The sequence below is a fragment of the Streptomyces sp. R41 genome (genome assembly GCF_041053055.1).
Classification (GTDB): Bacteria; Actinomycetota; Actinomycetes; order Streptomycetales; family Streptomycetaceae; genus Streptomyces.
Window position 1 is genome coordinate 3,236,263 of the sequence record NZ_CP163443.1, and the last position, 17,085, is coordinate 3,253,347.

Here is a 17,085-nt window from a genome sequence, read left to right on the forward strand (position 1 = left end):
GGACATGGTCCCCCATGCCCGCTGGTTAGACTCGCTGGCATGTCTGGCCAGTCGCTGCTCGTACCAGGGGAGCTCTCTCCCACCCGTCCCGTCCCGGGAAACATCCGGCGTCCCGAGTACGTGGGCAAGCCCGCCCCGACGCCGTACACCGGACCGGAGGTGCAGACGCCCGAGACGATCGAGGCGATGCGGATCGCCGGGCGGATCGCCGCGCAGGCGATGGCCGAGGCCGCCAAGCTCATCGCGCCGGGTGTGACGACGGACGAGCTGGACCGGGTGGCGCACGAGTACATGTGCGACCACGGCGCCTACCCCTCCACCCTCGGTTACCGCGGTTTCCCCAAGTCGCTGTGCACCTCCGTCAACGAGGTCATCTGCCACGGCATCCCCGACTCCACGGTCCTGCGGGACGGAGACATCATCAACCTCGACGTGACCGCCTACATCGGCGGGGTGCACGGCGACAACAACGCGACGTACCTGGTCGGCGACGTCGACGAGGAGAGCAGGCTGCTCGTCGAGCGGACCCGCGAGTCCCTCGACCGCGCCATCAAGGCGGTCAAGCCGGGCCGCCAGATCAACATCATCGGGCGCGTCATCGAGTCGTACGCGAAGCGGTTCGGGTACGGGGTGGTGCGGGACTTCACGGGGCACGGGATCAACTCGTCCTTCCACTCCGGGCTGATCATTCCGCACTACGACAGCCCGCACGCGACGACCGTCATCCAGCCCGGGATGACCTTCACCATCGAGCCCATGCTCACGCTCGGTACGCACGAGTACGACATGTGGGACGACGGCTGGACCGTCGTGACGAAGGACCGGAAGCGTACGGCCCAGTTCGAGCACACCCTGGTGGTGACGGACAGCGGGGCGGAGATCCTGACCTTGCCGTAGTCCCTCGCAGAACCCTCGTACATGCGAAAGCCCGCCCTGTCCACAGGGCGGGCTTTCGCATGTGGGCCTGATCGGGAATCGGGGTACGGTTTTACCGACAGGATGTCGGGAACCTATTGACTTAGGTAAGCCTAGCCATAGAAGGTTGGGCCGGGTCTCGCCCCTCCCTCTTCGGCTCCGGAGGCCTCATGAACGCGACGGACACGTCGAGCACCTCCTTCTCGACACTCATCCGCACCGCCTCGCACGAGCAGCACACGGAGGCGGAGACCTCGACGTTCATGAGCGACCTGCTCGGCGGCCGGCTGGGCGTCGAGGCGTACGCGCGCTACACGGAGCAACTGTGGATCGTGTACGAGGCGTTGGAGGCGGACGCCGAGCGCCTGGCGGCCGATCCGGTGGCCGGGCCCTTCATCCGGCCCGAGCTGCTGCGCCGCGCCGCCCTGGAGCGCGACCTGGCCCATCTCCGGGGCCCCGACTGGCGCGCGACGCTCACCACCCTGCCCGCGACCCGGGCCTACGCCGCCCGCGTCACCGAGTGCGCCCGGAAGTGGCCCGGCGGCTATGTCGCCCACCACTACACCCGCTACCTCGGTGACCTCTCCGGCGGCCAGATCATCCGCGGCAAGGCCGAGCGGACCTGGGGCTTCGCCCGCAAGGGCGACGGCGTCCGCTTCTACGTCTTCGAGGACATCACCAACCCGGCCGCGTTCAAGCGCGGTTACCGCGAACTGCTGGACGGGGTCCGGGCCGACGATCTGGAGAAGCAGCGCATCGTCGCCGAGTGCAAGCGGGCGTTCGCCTTGAACACCGGGGTCTTCCGTGCGCTGGGGGAAGAGTTCCCGCTCAGCGCGTGAGCGGGAAGGGCTCCGCCCTGGGCCCGCGGGTTGCATTCCGGCCGCGGGTGGGTGGGGGCTGGTCGCGCGGTCCCCCGCGCCCCTGAAAGCGGGGCTGCGCCCCGCATCCCCGGCGGGGGCGAGAAACCCTCACCGCTCCAGTCGCACTCGGCCCCCGACCTCGACCCAACCCCCGGGCTGCGGCGCCGTAAGGATCTGGGAGCCGACTCCCTGCACGATGTTGAGCGCTCGCCCCAGTTGCTGGGTCAGCAGCAGCGCCGCCGCCCCCGTCGCCTCGTCCTCCTCGATCCCGTCGCCCCGCCCGGGAAACGCACGGGCCCGCACCCGCCCCGCGGCCTCGTCCTCCCAGGCCCAGGCATAAATCCTCCCCCAGACTCCGTCCGGGGGGACCCCCATCTCGCTGCGCTCGCCGGGCGCCGGGACGGCCAGCGCGTCGACCTCGGCGGCGGACCCGTACCGTCGCAACGTACGCGCCGGCGCCCACTCCGCCCGCGCCTCGATCCAGCTGAACTCCCCGTCGAGCCGCACCCCCACCACCCCGGCGGGGGTGACCAGTTCAGGCACGTCGAGCAGCCACCCCACCCCGACGCAGGGATGCCCGGCGAACGGCAACCGCAGCGTCGGCGTGTAGATGTCGACGACCCCACGCTCGGGGTCGTCCACGAACACGGTCTCGCTGAACCCGAGCTTCGCGGCGAACGCCTGCCGTTCCTCGCGATCCGGCATCACCGAACCCTCGCGCACGACACCGAGCTCATTGCCGTACCCGCCGCCAGGTCCACAGAAGACCCGCAGCACGTCGTAGTCAGTCACTCCGGCATTCAAACATCACGCCGCGAGCGCGTCCCAGGCGGCGGTACCGCCGGGAAGGGCAAGGAGCGGGTGCGGCCGTGCTCGTACGGCAGCGAGGACATGAACATCGCCGTACGCCCGTTCCAGAACCGCCCGTTGCCGCGCCACACCGCTCCCCGAGCGGGCTCGCAGCCGTTCCCATCCACTTGCTCGTGCCCGGCCGTCACCTCGTCCGGCGTCCGCCGCCGGACGTCCTCGTGCCGGGACAGGGCGCACGCAGGGGACGCCGTGGTCGTGGTGCTGCACGATCCGGGGCTCGCGGCGGCGTACGCGCACCGGGCGGCGATTCTGTGCGCCGGTCGTGTCGCGGCCGACGGTCCGCCAGGCGGCGGTCCTCACCGAAGACTTGCCGAGCGAGGTCCACCACCGGCCGGTGGAGGTGTTCCCGCATCTCAGGACCGGTGCCGCTCTGATCATCCCGAAACAGAGCTCTTGACCTTTCCTTGGCCATCTCATGGGGTCTGTTTTGAGCCGCCGTGATCAAGCCGTGCCTGCACACCGCCTGTGAGAGCTGAATCACCGGACGCAGGGGTATGAGTGAGGTAAGCCTCAGGTAAGTTAGGCCAGCCTCACCATGCCGGCGCGGGCCCCACCGTGCGGTTTGTCCGAACTTCTCTTGGAGCCTGAATGCGAGCCGTCCGACTCTCAGTTGTCACCGCTGCCGCCACCGCGGCGGCTCTGACCGCCGTCACGGGCTGCACCGAGAAGAGCGACGCCAAGGGCGGTGACGCGATCCAGGTGACCGCCGCCGACTCCAAGTGCGACACCTCCGCCAAGTCGGTCCCGGCCGGCCAGGTCACCCTGAAGATCGAGAACAAGGGCTCGAAGGCCACCGAGGTCGAGATCGTCTTCCCGGACGACCGGATCGTCTCCGAGAAGGAGAACATCGGCCCGGGCACCAAGTACACGCTGACCGCCGAGGTCAAGGCAGGCTCGTACGAGATCGCCTGCCGACCGGGCATGAAGGGCCATGGCGTCCGCCAGAAGCTCACGGTCACCGGCGGCAAGGTCGCCAAGCGCGACCCGCGCCTCGACAAGGCCGTCGCCGCCTACCGCGAGTACGCGCAGGAGCAGGCCGACGCGACGCTGCCCAAGGCCGAGGCCTTCGCCAAGGCCGTCAAGGCCGGTGACATCGAGGCCGCCAAGAAGGAGTTCGCCACTTCGCGGCTGGGCTGGGAGCGCACCGAGCCCGTCGCGGAGTCCTTCGGTGACATCGACCCGAAGGTCGACGTGCGCGAGGACGGTCTGGAGGACGGCCAGGATCCGGCAACGGACTGGACCGGCTGGCACCGTCTGGAGAAGTCCCTCTGGCAGGACAAGAAGATCGGCGACCGTGAGAAGGAGCTCGCCGACCAGCTCGTGACGGACCTCACCGACTGGCAGAAGCGGGTCGGCAAGGCCGAGATCACCCCGACCTCCATGGCCAACGGCGCCAAGGAGCTGCTCGACGAGGTCGCCACCGGCAAGGTCACCGGCGAGGAGGACCGCTACTCGCACACCGACCTGAGCGACTTCAAGGGCAACGTCGAGGGCGCGCAGAAGGCGTACGAGCTGCTGAAGCCGGTCGCCAAGGAGAACGACGCGGCGCTGACGACGGAGCTCGACAAGCAGTTCACGGCGCTCAACACGCTGCTCGACAAGTACCGCACGGACAAGAACTCCTACGAGTTCACCTCGTACGACAAGGTCGGCGACGCCGACCGCAAGGAGCTCTCGGACGCGGTCAACGCGCTCGCCGAGCCCCTGTCCAAGCTCGCCGCCGCCGTCGTGAAGTAGGAGCCGCACCCATGACGGACACCACGCAAGCCACGGAAGACACCTCTGAGGTCGCGGGCGGCCCCGCCCCCTCCCGGCGTTCGCTGATCGGCTGGGGCGGCGCGGGTCTCGCGCTCGGCGCCGCCGCGGCCGGCGGCGCGGTGGCGATGACCCGCACCGGCAACGACGTCGACCCGACCGCCGCCGAGACGGGCGCCGCGGTCGCCTTCCACGGCACGCACCAGGCGGGCATCGCGACGGCGGTCCAGGACCGGCTGCACTTCGCCGCGTTCGACGTGAAGACGGACGACCGCGCCGAGTTCGTGCAGATGCTGAAGGACTGGACCGCGGCGGCACGGCGGATGACCGCGGGGCACGCGGTCGGCGAGGGCGCCTACGGCGGTCTGGCCGAGGCGCCGCCGGACGACACCGGTGAGGCGCTGGGCCTCAAGCCGTCGCGGCTGACGCTGACGATCGGCTTCGGCCCCTCGCTGTTCGAGAAGTTCGGGCTGGCGGACGAGCGCCCGGAGGCCCTGGTCGACCTGCCGAAGTTCCCGGGCGACGCCCTGGAGAAGGCCCGCAGCAACGGGGACCTGTGCATCCAGGCGTGCGCGGACGACCCGCAGGTCGCGGTGCACGCGATCCGCAACCTCGCCCGGATCGGCTTCGGCAAGGTCGTCATCCGCTGGTCCCAGCTGGGCTTCGGCAAGACGTCGTCCACGACTCCGGACGCGCAGACTCCGCGCAACCTGATGGGGTTCAAGGACGGCACCCGCAACATCGCGGGCACGGAGACGGACCGGCTGAAGAAGTTCGTGTGGGTGGGCGAGAAGGACGGTCCCGACTGGATGACCGGCGGCTCGTACCTCGTCGCCCGCCGCATCCGCATGCACATCGAGACCTGGGACCGGACCTCCCTGCAGGAGCAGGAGGACATCTTCGGCCGTGACAAGGGCGAGGGCGCTCCGGTCGGCAAGGCCAAGGAGCGCGACAAGCCGTTCCTGAAGGCGATGAAGCCCGACGCGCACGTCCGGCTCGCGCACCCCGACTCCAACGACGGGGCGACGATCCTGCGCCGCGGCTACTCCTTCACCGACGGCACGGACGGCCTCGGCCGGCTGGAAGCGGGCCTGTTCTTCCTCGCGTACCAGCGTGACGTACGCAAGGGGTTCATCCCGGTGCAGCGCAACCTCTCGCGCCTCGACGCCCTCAACGAGTACATCCAGCACGTGAGTTCGGCGGTCTTCGCCGTCCCGCCCGGCGTCCGCGACAAGGACGACTGGTGGGGCCGCGCGCTGTTCTCCAAGGAGGCGTAGCCCGTGTTCGGCAACTATCTGATCGGCCTGCGCGAGGGCCTGGAAGCCAGCCTCGTCGTCTGCATCCTGATCGCCTACCTGGTGAAGACGGAACGCAGGGACGCCCTGAAGCCCATCTGGATGGGCATCGGCGTCGCGATCGCGCTGGCGCTGGGCTTCGGCTGCGCGCTCGAATTCGGCTCCCAGGAGCTGACGTTCCAGGCACAGGAGGCGCTCGGCGGTTCGCTGTCGATCGTCGCGGTGGGCCTGGTGACGTGGATGGTCTTCTGGATGCGGCGGACGGCCCGGCACCTCAAGTCCGAGCTGCACGGCAAGCTGGACGCGGCGCTGGCGATGGGCACGGGCGCGCTGGTGGCGACCGCGTTCCTGGCGGTCGGCCGGGAGGGCCTGGAGACGGCGCTGTTCGTGTGGGCGTCGGTGCACGCGGCCAGCGACGGCACGCCGCGCCCGCTGATCGGCGTCGCCCTGGGCCTCGCCACCGCGGTCCTCCTCGGCTGGCTCTTCTACCGGGGAGCGCTGAAGATCAACCTCGCCAAGTTCTTCACCTGGACCGGCGGCATGCTGGTCGTCGTCGCGGCGGGTGTGCTCGCGTACGGCGTCCACGACCTCCAGGAGGCCGACTGGATCCCCGGCCTGACGAACCTGGCCTTCGACATCAGCAGCACGATCCCGCCGGACAGTTGGTACGGCACCCTCCTCAAGGGCGTCTTCAACTTCCAGCCGGACCCGACCGTCCTCCAGGTCACGGTGTGGGCGCTGTACCTGGTCCCGACGCTCGCGATCTTCCTCGCCCCGGTAGGGTTCGCCTCCGGGAAGGGGAAGGTGAAGGTACCTGATGAGCAGGGATCGCGCGGGTCGCAGCCCTCGAAGGCTTCGTAGCCCGAACCGTCTGAACCAATTCGCCCTGGCAACAGGGACGGTGACCGTTCTGTCCTTGACGGCGAGCGGCTGCGTGGTGGTGCACGGCGAGCGGGAGGTCGTACCGGCGGCGACCCGGGCCGAGGCCGCCCGCGCGCTCAAGGACTTCACCACCGCGTACAACAAGGCGGACAAGGAGTACGACAGTTCGCAGGACGCGGACCGGGTCGCCGGGCCGCTCGCCGACATCGACGGCGCCAAGCTCAAGGCCGGGCACAAGAACAACCCGGGCGGCAATCCGGCGCCTTCGCCGCTGAAGTTCAGCGACGCCAAGTTCGTGATACCCGAGAAGGCGGGCTGGCCACGCTGGTTCGTGGCCGACACCGCGGCCAACAAGGGCCTGCCGACCAGCCGTTGGCTGCTCGTCTTCACCCGGGGCAGCGCGGACGACGTGTGGCAGGTCTCGTATCTGACCGTCCTCGCCGCCGACGACGTACCGACGTTCAAGAAGGACGACGCCGGCTGGGCCGAGCCGGTCACGGCGGACGACGCGGCCCTGGCGATCCAGCCGGAGAAGCTGAGCCGGTCGTACGCGACGTATCTGAAGGCCGGCGGCGACACCTTCGCCGCGGGCACCCACACCTCGCAGTGGCGGGCCCAGCGCAAGAAGTTCGCCATCAAGCCCGGCCTCGCCCGGCAGTACATCGACGAGCCCTTGACCTCGGGCGACTACGCCCCCGTGGGCCTGCGCACCACGGACGGCGGGGCCCTGGTCTTCTTCACCACCCACCGCTACGAGAAGCAGACCGCCGCGACAGGCACCGAGATCCCCACCCCCAGCGCCGACGTCCAGGCCCTGACAACCGGCGAGATCAAGCAGTCCCTCACCCTGGAGTTCATCTCCAACCAGGCGGCCCTGGACCCACCGAAGAACGCGGCCGGCAAGGGCGTGGCGATCCTGGGGCGGATCGAGGGGTTGACGGGGGCGAAGGGCGAATAACGACTGCTCTTGCTACTGCTGTGGGCAATCGTTCCGCAGGGCGGAACGGGTGGGCACAGCCACCAGCACCGGGTGCCTTGTAAGCAGGGTTCAGCCCCGGTTGGGCCAGGCCGCCAACTGGTCCGACTCGTTCTCGCCCGCGTAACGGGCACACTCGTCGGTCAGGATCTCCAGGAGGGTGAGCGGATCCGGCAGAGGATGCTCGAGCCCCCGTACCCACTCGACCGTCAGGTCGCCCGGCAGCCGCGCCGGCGGAACAAGGACGTACGACCCACGGCAGTGCCACCGCAGCCCCGGATGCTCATCCATCGTCTCGGGATGGCAGTCCAGCTCGCAGGGCCACCACTCGTCCTCGTCCTCGGGCGTACCCCGCGTGGCCGTGAAGAAGAGCATCCTGTCGCCGCCCGACTCCGCGACGGGCCCGACCTCGATGCCGGAGGCCAGCAGCCGCTCCAGCGCCTCGCGCCCCGCGTCCAGCGGCACGTCGAGAACGTCGTGCACCATGCCGGTCGCGGTGATGAAGTTGGCCTTCGGCTGGTGCCGGGCCCACCGCTCGATCTGCGCACGGTCGGTCGTGGACTGTGTCTGCCAGGCGAAGGAGACGGGGTGGCGCGCGGGAGTGGGACAGCCGACGCGGTCACAGGAACACCGGTAGCCGGAGGGGTACGCGGCCTGCGCGAGCGGCAGCCCCGCGGCGGCAGCGGCGAGCAGCAAGGCCTCACGCCCGCCGTCCGCGGTCTCCACAGGATCCTTCGGCCGGCGTCCGCGGAGCCACTGGGAGATCCTGCCCTGCGCGCCGGAGCGGCGGCCGAACTCTGCGCTCATCGATCCCCTCGCCTAGCCGTTCGTGCCGACAACAGGCCTTCAAAAGGCCATCTGCAAGCCATCAACAAGCCCTATGGTCCCACCATCCTGCGCTCCGGGTGGCCAGAGCCCACATCCGGGGTAGGTGGGGCGAGGCGTCTCCCCCACCCCGATCGGGTGTCATTACCCACTTCGGCAGCATTTGTCCCCCTAGCGTGGTCGCCATGGTCACACGGACTGCGCTTCTTGGTCTTGCCGGTCTCACCTCGCTCGCCCTCACCGGACACGGCGGCGCGCTGTCCCCACTGGAGTGGGGCCCGGGGCCACTGACGGTGGACTCCCTCCCCCGCGTCACCTACGTCGCCCACCGCGGCGGTGCCCGGGAAGTCCCGGAGAACAGCATGTCGGGCCTGATGGCCGCGTACGAGCGCGGTACGGCGCAGGTGCTCGACGTCGACACCCGCATGCTGCGCGACGGGACCGTGGTGGTCATGCACGACGCGACCCTGAACCGCACGACCTACACGCGCGGAGCGGTGCGGGACCTGAGCCCGCGGGACTGGCGGGGCGTGCGGTTGCGCCCCAGCGACGCGCTCCCCGGCAACTGGCGCCCGGAGCGGCCGCCGACCGCCGCCGAGGTACTGGACCGCTTCGGCGGGCGGATCGTGCTGACGCTGGAGGCGAAGGACCCGGAGAGTCTGGGCGGACTCGCCGCGATGATCCGCGCCCGCGGTCTGACCCGCTCGGCGTTCGTGAACTCCAACGACCCGGAGGTGGCCCGGCGGGTCCACCGCCTGGGCCTGCTCAGCCAGCTGTGGCGCTCTGCGGCCCAGATGCGCACCGACCGGCCCGAGCACTGGGCGTCGTTCGTCGACCTCCTCGACGTCGACCACAAGGCGCGTGACGTCGATCTCGTACGGGCCGTGAAATCCGGCGTCCCGCGCGTGTGGGCGCACACGGTGATCACTCCGGCCCAGCGCGACCGGGCGCTCGCGCTGGGCTGCGACGGCATCATCACGGACGCACCGGGCCGGTTGTCGGCACGGGCGACGGCTCAGCGCGGGGCGAGGCCGTAGAGCGCGTAGTCGACGAGCGTGTCGGTGTACTCGTGCGAGATCGGGCCGGTGCGCTGGAGCCAGCGCTGGGCCAGCGGGGAGACGAACAGTTCCAGGGCGATACGAGGGTCGACGTCCCGGCGTACGTCCCCCTTCCCCTGCGCCGAGCGCAACCGCTTCACGTACAGCTGGAGCTGGGGTTCGAGGAGCTTGGCGACGAACTCGACGCCGAGCCGTTCGTTGACCAGACCCTCGGCGGCCAGAGCGCGCGACGGGATCTCGAACCTGGGGTCCAGCAGTTCGTCCACGGTGGCGCGCAGGACCAGTTTGAGGTCGGCGGCCAGATCCCCCGTGTCCGGGATCTCGTACGGCTCCTGCCCCGCCGCCTGCGCGGCCTGCTCACCGAGGTCCATGAAGGCGTCGAGGAGCACGTCCGCCTTCGACGACCACCAGCGGTAGATCGTCTGCTTGCCGACTCCGGCGCGGGCCGCGATGCCCTCGATCGTGGTCTTGGGGTAGCCGGCCTCGCCGACGAGGGAGAGGGCCGCGTCGTAGATCGCGCGACGCGATTTCTCGCTGCGGCGGGTGGAGTCGGGGGTGGGCTTGGGCTTGGGCTTGGGCTTTTCGGCCATGGGGGGAACTTATCAGGGCGACGATACGGTACGTCTCGCCTCCGGCGGGGGGGCCGGTGTGGCGGGGCTGGGGTAGGGGTTTTTCGCCCCCTCCGCCCCTACCCGTCCCGTGCCAGCCTGTCGGCTGCGGGTACGTGGGGGTTGCTCGCGCAGTTCCCCGCGCCCCTTCAGGGGCGCAGCCCCCAGGTACGGGACGGGTAGGGGCGGAGGGGGGCGAAGACAATCGCTCTGGGCCCCGCCCGGCCGATCGTAGAATCGCCGGGTGAACGCCCCCCTGACCCCCGCCGACACCCTGCGCACCGCCCTCGCCGGGCTGCTCGACGGGCTGCCGCCGAAGGCCGCCGCGCAGGCGGTCGACCGGCTGATCGCCAACTATCGGGGGACCACCCCGACGCACGCCCCCATCCTCCGCGACCGCTCGGACGTGGTCGCGTACGCCGCCTACCGCATGCCGGCCACGTTCGAGGCGGTGCACGCGGCCCTGGACGCGTTCGCGGACGCGGTGCCCGGATGGACGCCGGGCAGCCACGTGGACGTAGGCGGCGGCACGGGCGCGGCGACGTGGGCGGTGAACGCGACCTGGGAGGGCACCCGCCCGGTGACGGTGCTGGACTGGGCGGAGCCCGCGCTCGCGCTGGGCCGGGAAATCGCCGCGGCGAACCCGGAGTTGAAGAGCGCCGAGTGGCACCGCTCTCGTATCGGATCAGCGCTCACCATCGAGAGCACTGATCTCGTCACCGTGTCCTACGTCCTGGGCGAGCTCACCGACGCCGACCGCGCCTGCGCCGTGGACGCCGCCGCGGCCGCCGCCCAGGCCGTCGTGATCATCGAGCCGGGCACGCCGGACGGCTACGCCCGCGTCATCGAGGCCCGCGACCGCCTGATCCGCGCCGGATTCCACGTCGCCGCCCCCTGCCCGCACAGCGCGACCTGCCCCATCGTGCCCGGCGAGGACTGGTGCCACTTCTCCGCCCGGGTCGCCCGTTCCTCCCTGCACCGCCGGGTCAAGGGCGGCTCCCTGCCGTACGAGGACGAGAAGTTCAGTTACGTCGCCGCCACCCGCTTCCCGCCGGCCCCGGCCTCCTCCCGCGTCGTACGCAAGCCACAGATCCGTAAGGGCCTGGTGCTCCTGGACCTCTGCGAGACCGAGCCGTCGCTGCGCCGGGAGACGGTCGCCAAGCGTCACGGACCGCTGTACCGGGCGGCCCGTGACGCGCAGTGGGGCGACGCCTGGCCGCCGGCCGCGCAGGACTAGTCCCGCAGCTCCTGCGTGCAGCACTTCACGCTGCCGCCGCCCTTGAGGAGTTCGCTCAGGTCGATGACGACGGGCTCGAAGCCGCGTTCCCGGAGGGGGTCGAAAAGGCCGGTCGCGGCCTGTGGAAGCAGCACGTGCAGGCCGTCCGAGACCGCGTTGAGGCCGAGCACGGCGGCGTCCTCGTCGGTGGCGATCAGGGCGTCGGGGAACAGGCGGCGCAGCACCTCGCGGCTGCCGGGGGAGAACGCGGGCGGGTAGTACATGACCTCGTCCGCCGTGTCGTCCAGGACGGCGAGGGCCGTGTCCAGGTGGTAGTAGCGGGGGTCGACGAGATCCAGCCCGATCACCGGGCGGCCGAAGAACTCCTGGGCCTCGCCGTGCGAGAGAGGGCTCGCGCGAAAGCCGCGGCCCGCGAGCACGTACGACGCGGTGACCGCGAAGTCGCCCTCTCCCTCGTTGATGTGGACCGGCTCCCGCACGTGCGCGAAACCGTTCGCGCGGAACCACTCCAGATGCGCCCCTGCTTCCGGTTCGCGCTCGCGGTACGCGAACCGGGCGCCGAGCACCCGGCCGTCCACGACGGTCGCGCCGTTCGCCGCGAAGACCATGTCCGGCAGGCCGGGGCGGGGGGTGAGCTCCTCGACCGTGTGGCCGAGCGAGCGGTAGCGGTCGCGGAGGCCTTCCCACTGGGCGACGGCAAGCGGTACGTCGACCGGCTTGGCGGGGTTCATCCAGGGGTTGATGGTGTAAGTGACCTCGAAGTGCGCGGGCCGGCACATGAGATAGCGCCGGGGCGTGGCGCGGCGGAGAGGGTGCAAGGAGGGCTCCTTACGCAACCGCAGGGGCAGTTGATGCAGCTGATGCCCATGGTGCGCCGCGGGGTGCCCTCCGGGCGGGAGGCGAATGGGTTGTGTTCGGGCGGCGGGTTTCTTCGCCCCCTCCGCCCCTGCCCCTCCCTGGGGGCTGCGCCCCAAAGGGGCGCGGGGAACTGCGCGACCAGCCCCCACGCACCCGCAGCCAAAAGACAAATACGGGTTGGGCAGGGGCGCAGGGGGCGAAAAACCCCTGCCTCAAGCCCCCCGTACCGCCCGCCGCAGCCGCGTCCCCGCCGCCGCCCGAGGCGCGTTGTCCGCCGGGCGGCGCCGCGGATGCACCGTGTTCGCCAGCAGCACCAGGAAGGTGTCCGTCGCCGGGTCGAGGACCAAGGACGTGCCCGTGAAGCCCGTATGCCCCGCGGCCCCGCGCCCCGCCAGTGCGCCCATGAACCAGGGCTGGTCGAGGGCGAAGCCCAGGCCGGGCGGGGTCAGTATCAGCTCGACGAGGTCGGGGCCGAGTATGCGGGCGGGGCCGTAGGAGCCGCCGGCCAGCAGGGTGCGGCAGAAGACCGCCAGGTCGTGCGCCGTGGAGAAGAGCCCCGCATGGCCCGCCACCCCACCGAGCGCCCACGCGTTCTCGTCGTGCACCACACCCCGCAGCATCCCCCGGTCCGCCTTGGCCCACGGCCGCCGCTGGTCCTCCGTGGCCGCCGCGCCCGGGCAGGGGCCGAAGCCGGTGGCGGTCATGCCGAGCGGCCGCGTGATGCCGTCCCGGACGAGGACGTCGAGCGCGCGCCCGGTGACGCGCTCCAGAACGTACTGGAGGAGGAGCAGATTCAAGTCCGAGTACAGGTACTCGCCCGGTTCGGACGAGGGTGCCTCCGCCCGGAGCATCGCCAGGCGCGCGGCGTCGTCCGGGCAGTCGTACAGCGGGAGTTCGGGGCGCAGCCCGGAGGTGTGGGTGAGCAGCTGCCGTACGGTGATGTCGTACGCGGCGGCCGCGCGGAACTCCGGGAGATAGGCGCCCACCCGCGCGTCGATGCCGAGCGTGCCACGCTCCAGCTGCTGCACCGCGGCGACCGCGGTGAACAGCTTGGTGAGGGAGGCCAGGTCGAAGGGTGTGCGGACGGTCATGGGCACCCGCGCCCCGGGCGGCAGTTCGACCCCCGTGTCCGTCTTCTCGTCGTACGCCGCGTAGCGCACCGACCACCCCGCCGCCTCCTCGACGGCGACGACCGGGCCGCGCCCCGCGATCACCACCACGCCCGCCGCCCAGGGGTCCGGCCCGCGCGTGAGGGCGCGGACGTCCCGTACGAGGTGACGCAGTTCTTCGGGGTCGAGCCCGGCCCGTTCCGGTGTGTCGGTGCGCAGTCTCGGTGCGCTCAGCTGCCCGCCGCCTTTCCATCCGAAGTGCGTCCCGTCTGCCAGGGGCGGCAGAGTCCCACGAAGCAGGCGATGGCCACCAGTACCGCGGCCAGTTGGACGACGGCCATCGGGACGGCGGTGTGCTCCCCGGCGATGCCGACGAGGGGCGAGGCGATCGCGCCGATGAGGAAGGCGGAGGTGCCGAGGAGGGCGGACGCGGAGCCGGCGGCGTGCCGCACCCGCATCAGGGCGAGCGCCTGGGTGTTGGGCAGAGCCAGGCCCATCGCGGACATCAGCACGAACAGGGCGGCGGCCACCGGGGCCAGCCCCACCTCACCGAAGGCGCCCGTGGACATCAGCAGCAGCGCGGTCGCCGCGAGCGTGATCAGCGCGAGGCCGACGGCGAGCACCTTGTCGAGGCTGACCCGGCCGACCAGGACCTTGCCGTTGATCTGACCGGCGATCACCAGGCCGACGGAGTTGACGCCGAAGAGCAGGCTGAACGTCTGCGGGGAGGCGCCGTAGATCTCCTGCACGACGAACGGCGACGCCGAGATGTACGCGAACAGCGCGGCGAAGGCGAAGCCGCCTGCGAGCATGTATCCGGCGAAGGCCCGGTCCGCCAGCAGTCCGCGCATGGCGCGCAGCGCCTCGCCGACGCCACCGCTGTGCCGTTCGGCGGGTGTGAGGGTCTCGGGGAGCCGGAACCAGACGACCACCGTCAGCGCGATGCCGACCGCCGTGAGGACCACGAACACGCCCCGCCAGTCGGTGAAGCGCAGGATCTGCCCGCCGATGAGCGGCGCGACGATCGGGGCGACGCCGGAGATCAGCATGAGGGTGGAGAAGAAGCGGGCCATCGCCACACCGTCGTACAGGTCGCGTACGACGGCCCGGGCGATCACGATCCCGGCCGCGCCCGCGAGGCCCTGCGCGAGCCGGAAGGCGACGAGGAGTTCGACGTTCGGTGCGAGGGCGCACAGCACGGTGGCCACGATGTAGACGACGAGGCCGGTGAGCAGGGGGCGCTTGCGGCCCCACCTGTCGCTCATCGGGCCGACGACGAGCTGTCCGAACGCCATTCCCGCGAGGCACGCGGTGAGCGTGAGCTGCACGGTCGCGGCCGGGGCGTGCAGCGATTCGGTGACCTCCGGCAGCGACGGGAGGTACATGTCCATCGCCAGCGGGGGCGTGGCGGTGAGGCCGCCGAGGATCAGGGTGACGAGGAGTCCGGTGCGGCGGAGGGCGCCGGTGTCCGGCGCCTTTGGTGCCGCTTCCGAGACGTCGGCGAGCGCGGTGTTCGCTATGCGCCCCTCCGGGCCGGCTTCCTCCCGCTCGAACCGCTCTCCCCGCGTGGTGCGGCCACGCTCGGGCATGTACCCCTCCCTCTCCGAGTAATCCGCCACCTATGCTCTCAGTTCGAACGGGGTGTTCGGGGTCACAAAACTTCGGGGTCACAGGGCAAGGGGCGGGGATGACGGGCGAACGCGAGCGCGTGCGGTGGGGAATTCTGGCGACCGGAGGGATCGCCGCGGCGTTCACGGCGGATCTGGTGGACATGCCGGACGCCGAGGTCGTGGCGGTGGCCTCACGGACGGACGCCTCGGCCAAGGCGTTCGCGGAGCGGTTCGGGATACCGAAGGCGTACGGGGACTGGGCGTCGCTCGCCGAGGACCCGGACGTCGACATCGTGTATGTGGCCACTCCGCACTCGGCGCACCGGGCCGCTGCCGGGATGTGTCTGGAGGCCGGGCGTCATGTGCTGTGCGAGAAGGCGTTCACGCTGAACACGCGTGAGGCGGAGGAACTGGTCGCCCTCGCCCGCAGCCACGACCGCTTTCTGATGGAGGCCATGTGGATGTACTGCAATCCGCTGGTCCGGCGGCTCAAGGCGCTCGTCGACGACGGTGTGATCGGCGAAGTCCGCACCGTGCAGGCCGACTTCGGGCTGGCCGGCCCCTTCCCGCCCTCGCACCGGCTGCGCGACCCCGCGCAGGGCGGCGGCGCGCTCCTCGATCTGGGCGTCTACCCGGTGTCGTTCGCGCAGCTGCTGCTCGGGGAGCCCGCGGACATCACCGCGAGAGCAGTGCTCTCCGACGAGGGCGTTGATCTCCAGACGGGAGCACTGCTCTCTTGGGAGAGCGGCGCTCTCGCTTCGGTGCACTGCTCCATCAACGGCGGCACCCCCGTCTCCGCCTCCATCACCGGCTCCGAGGGCCGCATCGACATCCCGGACGGCTTCTTCTTCCCGGACCGCCTCGTGCTGCACCGCGACGGCCACGACCCCAAGGAGTTCAAGGCCGACCCGGCGGACGGCCCGCGCACCAGCCTCAGGCACGAGGCCGCCGAGGTGATGCGCGCCCTGCGGGCCGGCGAGACCGAGTCCCCGCTCGTCCCCCTCGACGGCAGCCTCGCCGTGATGCGGACGCTGGACGCGGTGCGGAAGCAGATCGGCGTCCGCTACTCCGGCGAAGAGGGCTGAGCGCAACTCCGCTCAGCGACACCCGCACGGTCACCGACACCCTGCGTGAGTTCCGTACGGCGGACAATGAGTTCCACAAGGCGGAGCCTCCCCGTACGCTGCGGCCCCATGAATGCCATGCAGACGAAGATCGCGGTGGTGACCGGAGCGGGCTCCGGCATCGGCCGTGCGGTAGCCGTGGAACTGCTGCGCGCCGGTTGGTCGGTGGCGCTGGCCGGACGCCGGACCGAGACCCTGGAGGAGACGGCGGCCCTGGTCCCCGAGGGGCCCTCGGTCGCCGTACGCACCGATGTCTCGCGACCCGACGACGTGACCGCCCTCTTCACCGCCGTGCGCGACCGCTTCGGGCGGCTCGACCTGCTCTTCAACAACGCCGGCACGTTCGGCCCGGGCGGTGTCCCGCTCGAAGAGCTGCCGTACGACGCCTGGCGGCACGTCGTGGACACCAACCTCAACGGCGCGTTCCTGTGCGCGCAGGCGGCGTACCGGCAGATGAAGGAGCAGGACCCGCAGGGCGGCCGGATCATCAACAACGGCTCCATCTCGGCGCACACACCCCGCCCGCAGTCGATCGCGTACACGGCGACCAAGCACGCGCTGACGGGCCTGACCAAGTCGCTGTCCCTGGACGGGCGCCCGTACCGGATCGCCTGCGGTCAGATCGACATCGGCAACGCGGCCACCGACATGACCGAGCGGATGCGGACCGGAACGCTCCAGGCGAACGGCGAACTGGCGGTCGAGCCTGTGATGGACGTGGCCGATGTGGCGCGCACGGTCCGGCACATGGCGGAGCTGCCCCTGTAGGCGAATGTGCAGTTCGCGACGGTGCTGGCGACGACGATGCCGTACGTGGGACGCGGCTGAGGCGACCGCGCCGCATCGTCAACGGCCGATCAACCACTCATCAACGACTCGTCAACGGCTCAACTTGCACAAACGGAAGCTGAACCTCCGGCTCATATAAGCCGGTAGTGGGCTTATGCTCAACATCTCCTCCACCAGAGCTTCACACTTGGAGCACGAGACTTCGGTACGGCCGGTACGGCCACGGTCCACACCGAGGGGGGAGGTGGCAGCCGTTCCGCGGACCGGGTGGGGGCGGACTTCGCGTGGGACCGCGAGGCATGCACCGGCCCGCG

16 protein-coding genes and 1 pseudogene are annotated in these 17,085 nt (G+C 70.8%); 11 read left to right on the top strand and 6 right to left on the bottom strand.

Annotated features, from left to right (window positions below; all coding sequences use genetic code 11):
* The first annotated feature begins 39 nt into the window (after positions 1-39).
* Entirely contained in the window at positions 40-897 is an 858-nt protein-coding gene (gene map / locus AB5J53_RS15085) for a type I methionyl aminopeptidase (RefSeq protein WP_369246160.1), read from the top strand.
* Between the two features lie 188 nt (positions 898-1,085).
* Positions 1,086-1,754: a heme oxygenase (biliverdin-producing) gene (locus tag AB5J53_RS15090; RefSeq protein WP_369246161.1), complete on the top strand. Its 669-nt coding sequence runs from the start codon at positions 1,086-1,088 to the stop codon at positions 1,752-1,754.
* A gap of 129 nt (positions 1,755-1,883) precedes the next feature.
* On the opposite strand, the gene AB5J53_RS15095 is transcribed toward AB5J53_RS15090, so the two are convergent.
* Positions 1,884-2,567 carry a PhzF family phenazine biosynthesis protein gene (locus tag AB5J53_RS15095; protein WP_369246162.1) on the bottom strand — a complete coding sequence of 228 codons (684 nt, stop codon included), beginning with the start codon at positions 2,565-2,567 and terminating at the stop codon, positions 1,884-1,886.
* Between the two features lie 237 nt (positions 2,568-2,804).
* On the opposite strand from AB5J53_RS15095, the pseudogene AB5J53_RS15100 reads away from it, so the two are divergent.
* The 5 genes and pseudogenes from AB5J53_RS15100 to AB5J53_RS15120 all read left to right on the top strand — a co-directional run.
* Positions 2,805-3,042: pseudogene (locus AB5J53_RS15100) on the top strand (hemin ABC transporter ATP-binding protein); the annotation flags it as partial.
* 191 nt (positions 3,043-3,233) lie between these two features.
* Complete coding sequence (gene efeO / locus AB5J53_RS15105; RefSeq protein WP_369246163.1) at positions 3,234-4,382, top strand: iron uptake system protein EfeO; 1,149 nt, start codon at positions 3,234-3,236, stop codon at positions 4,380-4,382.
* An 11-nt stretch (positions 4,383-4,393) separates the two neighbouring features.
* Positions 4,394-5,677 (top strand): iron uptake transporter deferrochelatase/peroxidase subunit, encoded by a 1,284-nt coding sequence (gene efeB, locus AB5J53_RS15110; protein WP_369246164.1) that lies wholly within the window; start codon positions 4,394-4,396, stop codon positions 5,675-5,677.
* Between the two features lie 3 nt (positions 5,678-5,680).
* Entirely contained in the window at positions 5,681-6,556 is an 876-nt protein-coding gene (efeU, locus tag AB5J53_RS15115; RefSeq protein WP_369246165.1) for an iron uptake transporter permease EfeU, read from the top strand.
* The gene (locus AB5J53_RS15120; protein WP_369246166.1) at positions 6,513-7,535 is read left to right on the top strand and encodes a hypothetical protein; all 1,023 of its coding nucleotides are present in this window, start codon (positions 6,513-6,515) and stop codon (positions 7,533-7,535) included. Before efeU ends, AB5J53_RS15120 begins: the two co-directional genes overlap by 44 nt.
* A gap of 90 nt (positions 7,536-7,625) precedes the next feature.
* Here the strand turns inward: AB5J53_RS15120 and AB5J53_RS15125 are convergent, their stop codons facing one another.
* Complete coding sequence (locus AB5J53_RS15125) at positions 7,626-8,360, bottom strand: bifunctional DNA primase/polymerase (RefSeq protein WP_369246167.1); 735 nt, start codon at positions 8,358-8,360, stop codon at positions 7,626-7,628.
* Positions 8,361-8,563: 203 nt separating this feature from the next.
* Here AB5J53_RS15125 and AB5J53_RS15130 point away from each other — a divergent pair, with 203 nt between their 5' ends.
* A complete protein-coding gene (locus tag AB5J53_RS15130; RefSeq protein WP_369246168.1) occupies positions 8,564-9,415 on the top strand; it encodes a glycerophosphodiester phosphodiesterase in 852 nt (283 codons plus the stop codon).
* Here the strand turns inward: AB5J53_RS15130 and AB5J53_RS15135 are convergent.
* Positions 9,394-10,026, bottom strand: coding sequence for a TetR/AcrR family transcriptional regulator (locus AB5J53_RS15135; RefSeq protein WP_369246169.1), 633 nt, complete (start codon positions 10,024-10,026; stop codon positions 9,394-9,396). The genes AB5J53_RS15130 and AB5J53_RS15135 overlap by 22 nt on opposite strands.
* A gap of 262 nt (positions 10,027-10,288) precedes the next feature.
* Between AB5J53_RS15135 and AB5J53_RS15140 the strand changes: the two genes are divergently transcribed.
* A complete protein-coding gene (locus AB5J53_RS15140; RefSeq protein WP_369246170.1) occupies positions 10,289-11,281 on the top strand; it encodes a small ribosomal subunit Rsm22 family protein in 993 nt (330 codons plus the stop codon).
* Here the strand turns inward: AB5J53_RS15140 and ddaH are convergent.
* The 3 genes from ddaH to AB5J53_RS15155 form a co-directional block, all read right to left on the bottom strand.
* Complete coding sequence (gene ddaH, locus AB5J53_RS15145; protein ID WP_369246171.1) at positions 11,278-12,099, bottom strand: dimethylargininase; 822 nt, start codon at positions 12,097-12,099, stop codon at positions 11,278-11,280. The genes AB5J53_RS15140 and ddaH overlap by 4 nt on opposite strands.
* Before the next feature lie 252 nt (positions 12,100-12,351).
* Complete coding sequence (locus tag AB5J53_RS15150; protein ID WP_369252237.1) at positions 12,352-13,524, bottom strand: serine hydrolase domain-containing protein; 1,173 nt, start codon at positions 13,522-13,524, stop codon at positions 12,352-12,354.
* Positions 13,479-14,837, bottom strand: coding sequence for a multidrug effflux MFS transporter (locus AB5J53_RS15155; protein ID WP_369246172.1), 1,359 nt, complete (start codon positions 14,835-14,837; stop codon positions 13,479-13,481). Before AB5J53_RS15155 ends, AB5J53_RS15150 begins: the two co-directional genes overlap by 46 nt.
* Positions 14,838-14,935: 98 nt before the next feature.
* On the opposite strand from AB5J53_RS15155, the gene AB5J53_RS15160 reads away from it, so the two are divergent.
* A complete protein-coding gene (locus AB5J53_RS15160; RefSeq protein ID WP_369246173.1) occupies positions 14,936-15,943 on the top strand; it encodes a Gfo/Idh/MocA family protein in 1,008 nt (335 codons plus the stop codon).
* A gap of 108 nt (positions 15,944-16,051) precedes the next feature.
* A complete protein-coding gene (locus AB5J53_RS15165) occupies positions 16,052-16,750 on the top strand; it encodes an SDR family oxidoreductase (RefSeq protein ID WP_369246174.1) in 699 nt (232 codons plus the stop codon).
* Positions 16,751-17,085 lie beyond the last annotated feature (335 nt).

Bases quoted from the DNA above. Each gene is read 5' to 3' on its own strand.
- AB5J53_RS15130 (WP_369246168.1), top strand. From the start codon at position 8,564: ATGGTCACACGGACTGCGCTTCTTGGTCTTGCCGGTCTCACCTCGCTC.
- AB5J53_RS15090 (WP_369246161.1), top strand. From the start codon at position 1,086: ATGAACGCGACGGACACGTCGAGCACCTCCTTCTCGACACTCATCCGC.
- AB5J53_RS15120 (WP_369246166.1), top strand. From the start codon at position 6,513: ATGAGCAGGGATCGCGCGGGTCGCAGCCCTCGAAGGCTTCGTAGCCCG.
- AB5J53_RS15155 (WP_369246172.1), bottom strand. From the start codon at position 14,837: ATGCCCGAGCGTGGCCGCACCACGCGGGGAGAGCGGTTCGAGCGGGAG.
- map (WP_369246160.1), top strand. From the start codon at position 40: ATGTCTGGCCAGTCGCTGCTCGTACCAGGGGAGCTCTCTCCCACCCGT.
- AB5J53_RS15160 (WP_369246173.1), top strand. From the start codon at position 14,936: ATGACGGGCGAACGCGAGCGCGTGCGGTGGGGAATTCTGGCGACCGGA.
- AB5J53_RS15125 (WP_369246167.1), bottom strand. From the start codon at position 8,360: ATGAGCGCAGAGTTCGGCCGCCGCTCCGGCGCGCAGGGCAGGATCTCC.
- AB5J53_RS15135 (WP_369246169.1), bottom strand. From the start codon at position 10,026: ATGGCCGAAAAGCCCAAGCCCAAGCCCAAGCCCACCCCCGACTCCACC.
- efeB (WP_369246164.1), top strand. From the start codon at position 4,394: ATGACGGACACCACGCAAGCCACGGAAGACACCTCTGAGGTCGCGGGC.
- efeO (WP_369246163.1), top strand. From the start codon at position 3,234: ATGCGAGCCGTCCGACTCTCAGTTGTCACCGCTGCCGCCACCGCGGCG.
- AB5J53_RS15165 (WP_369246174.1), top strand. From the start codon at position 16,052: ATGAATGCCATGCAGACGAAGATCGCGGTGGTGACCGGAGCGGGCTCC.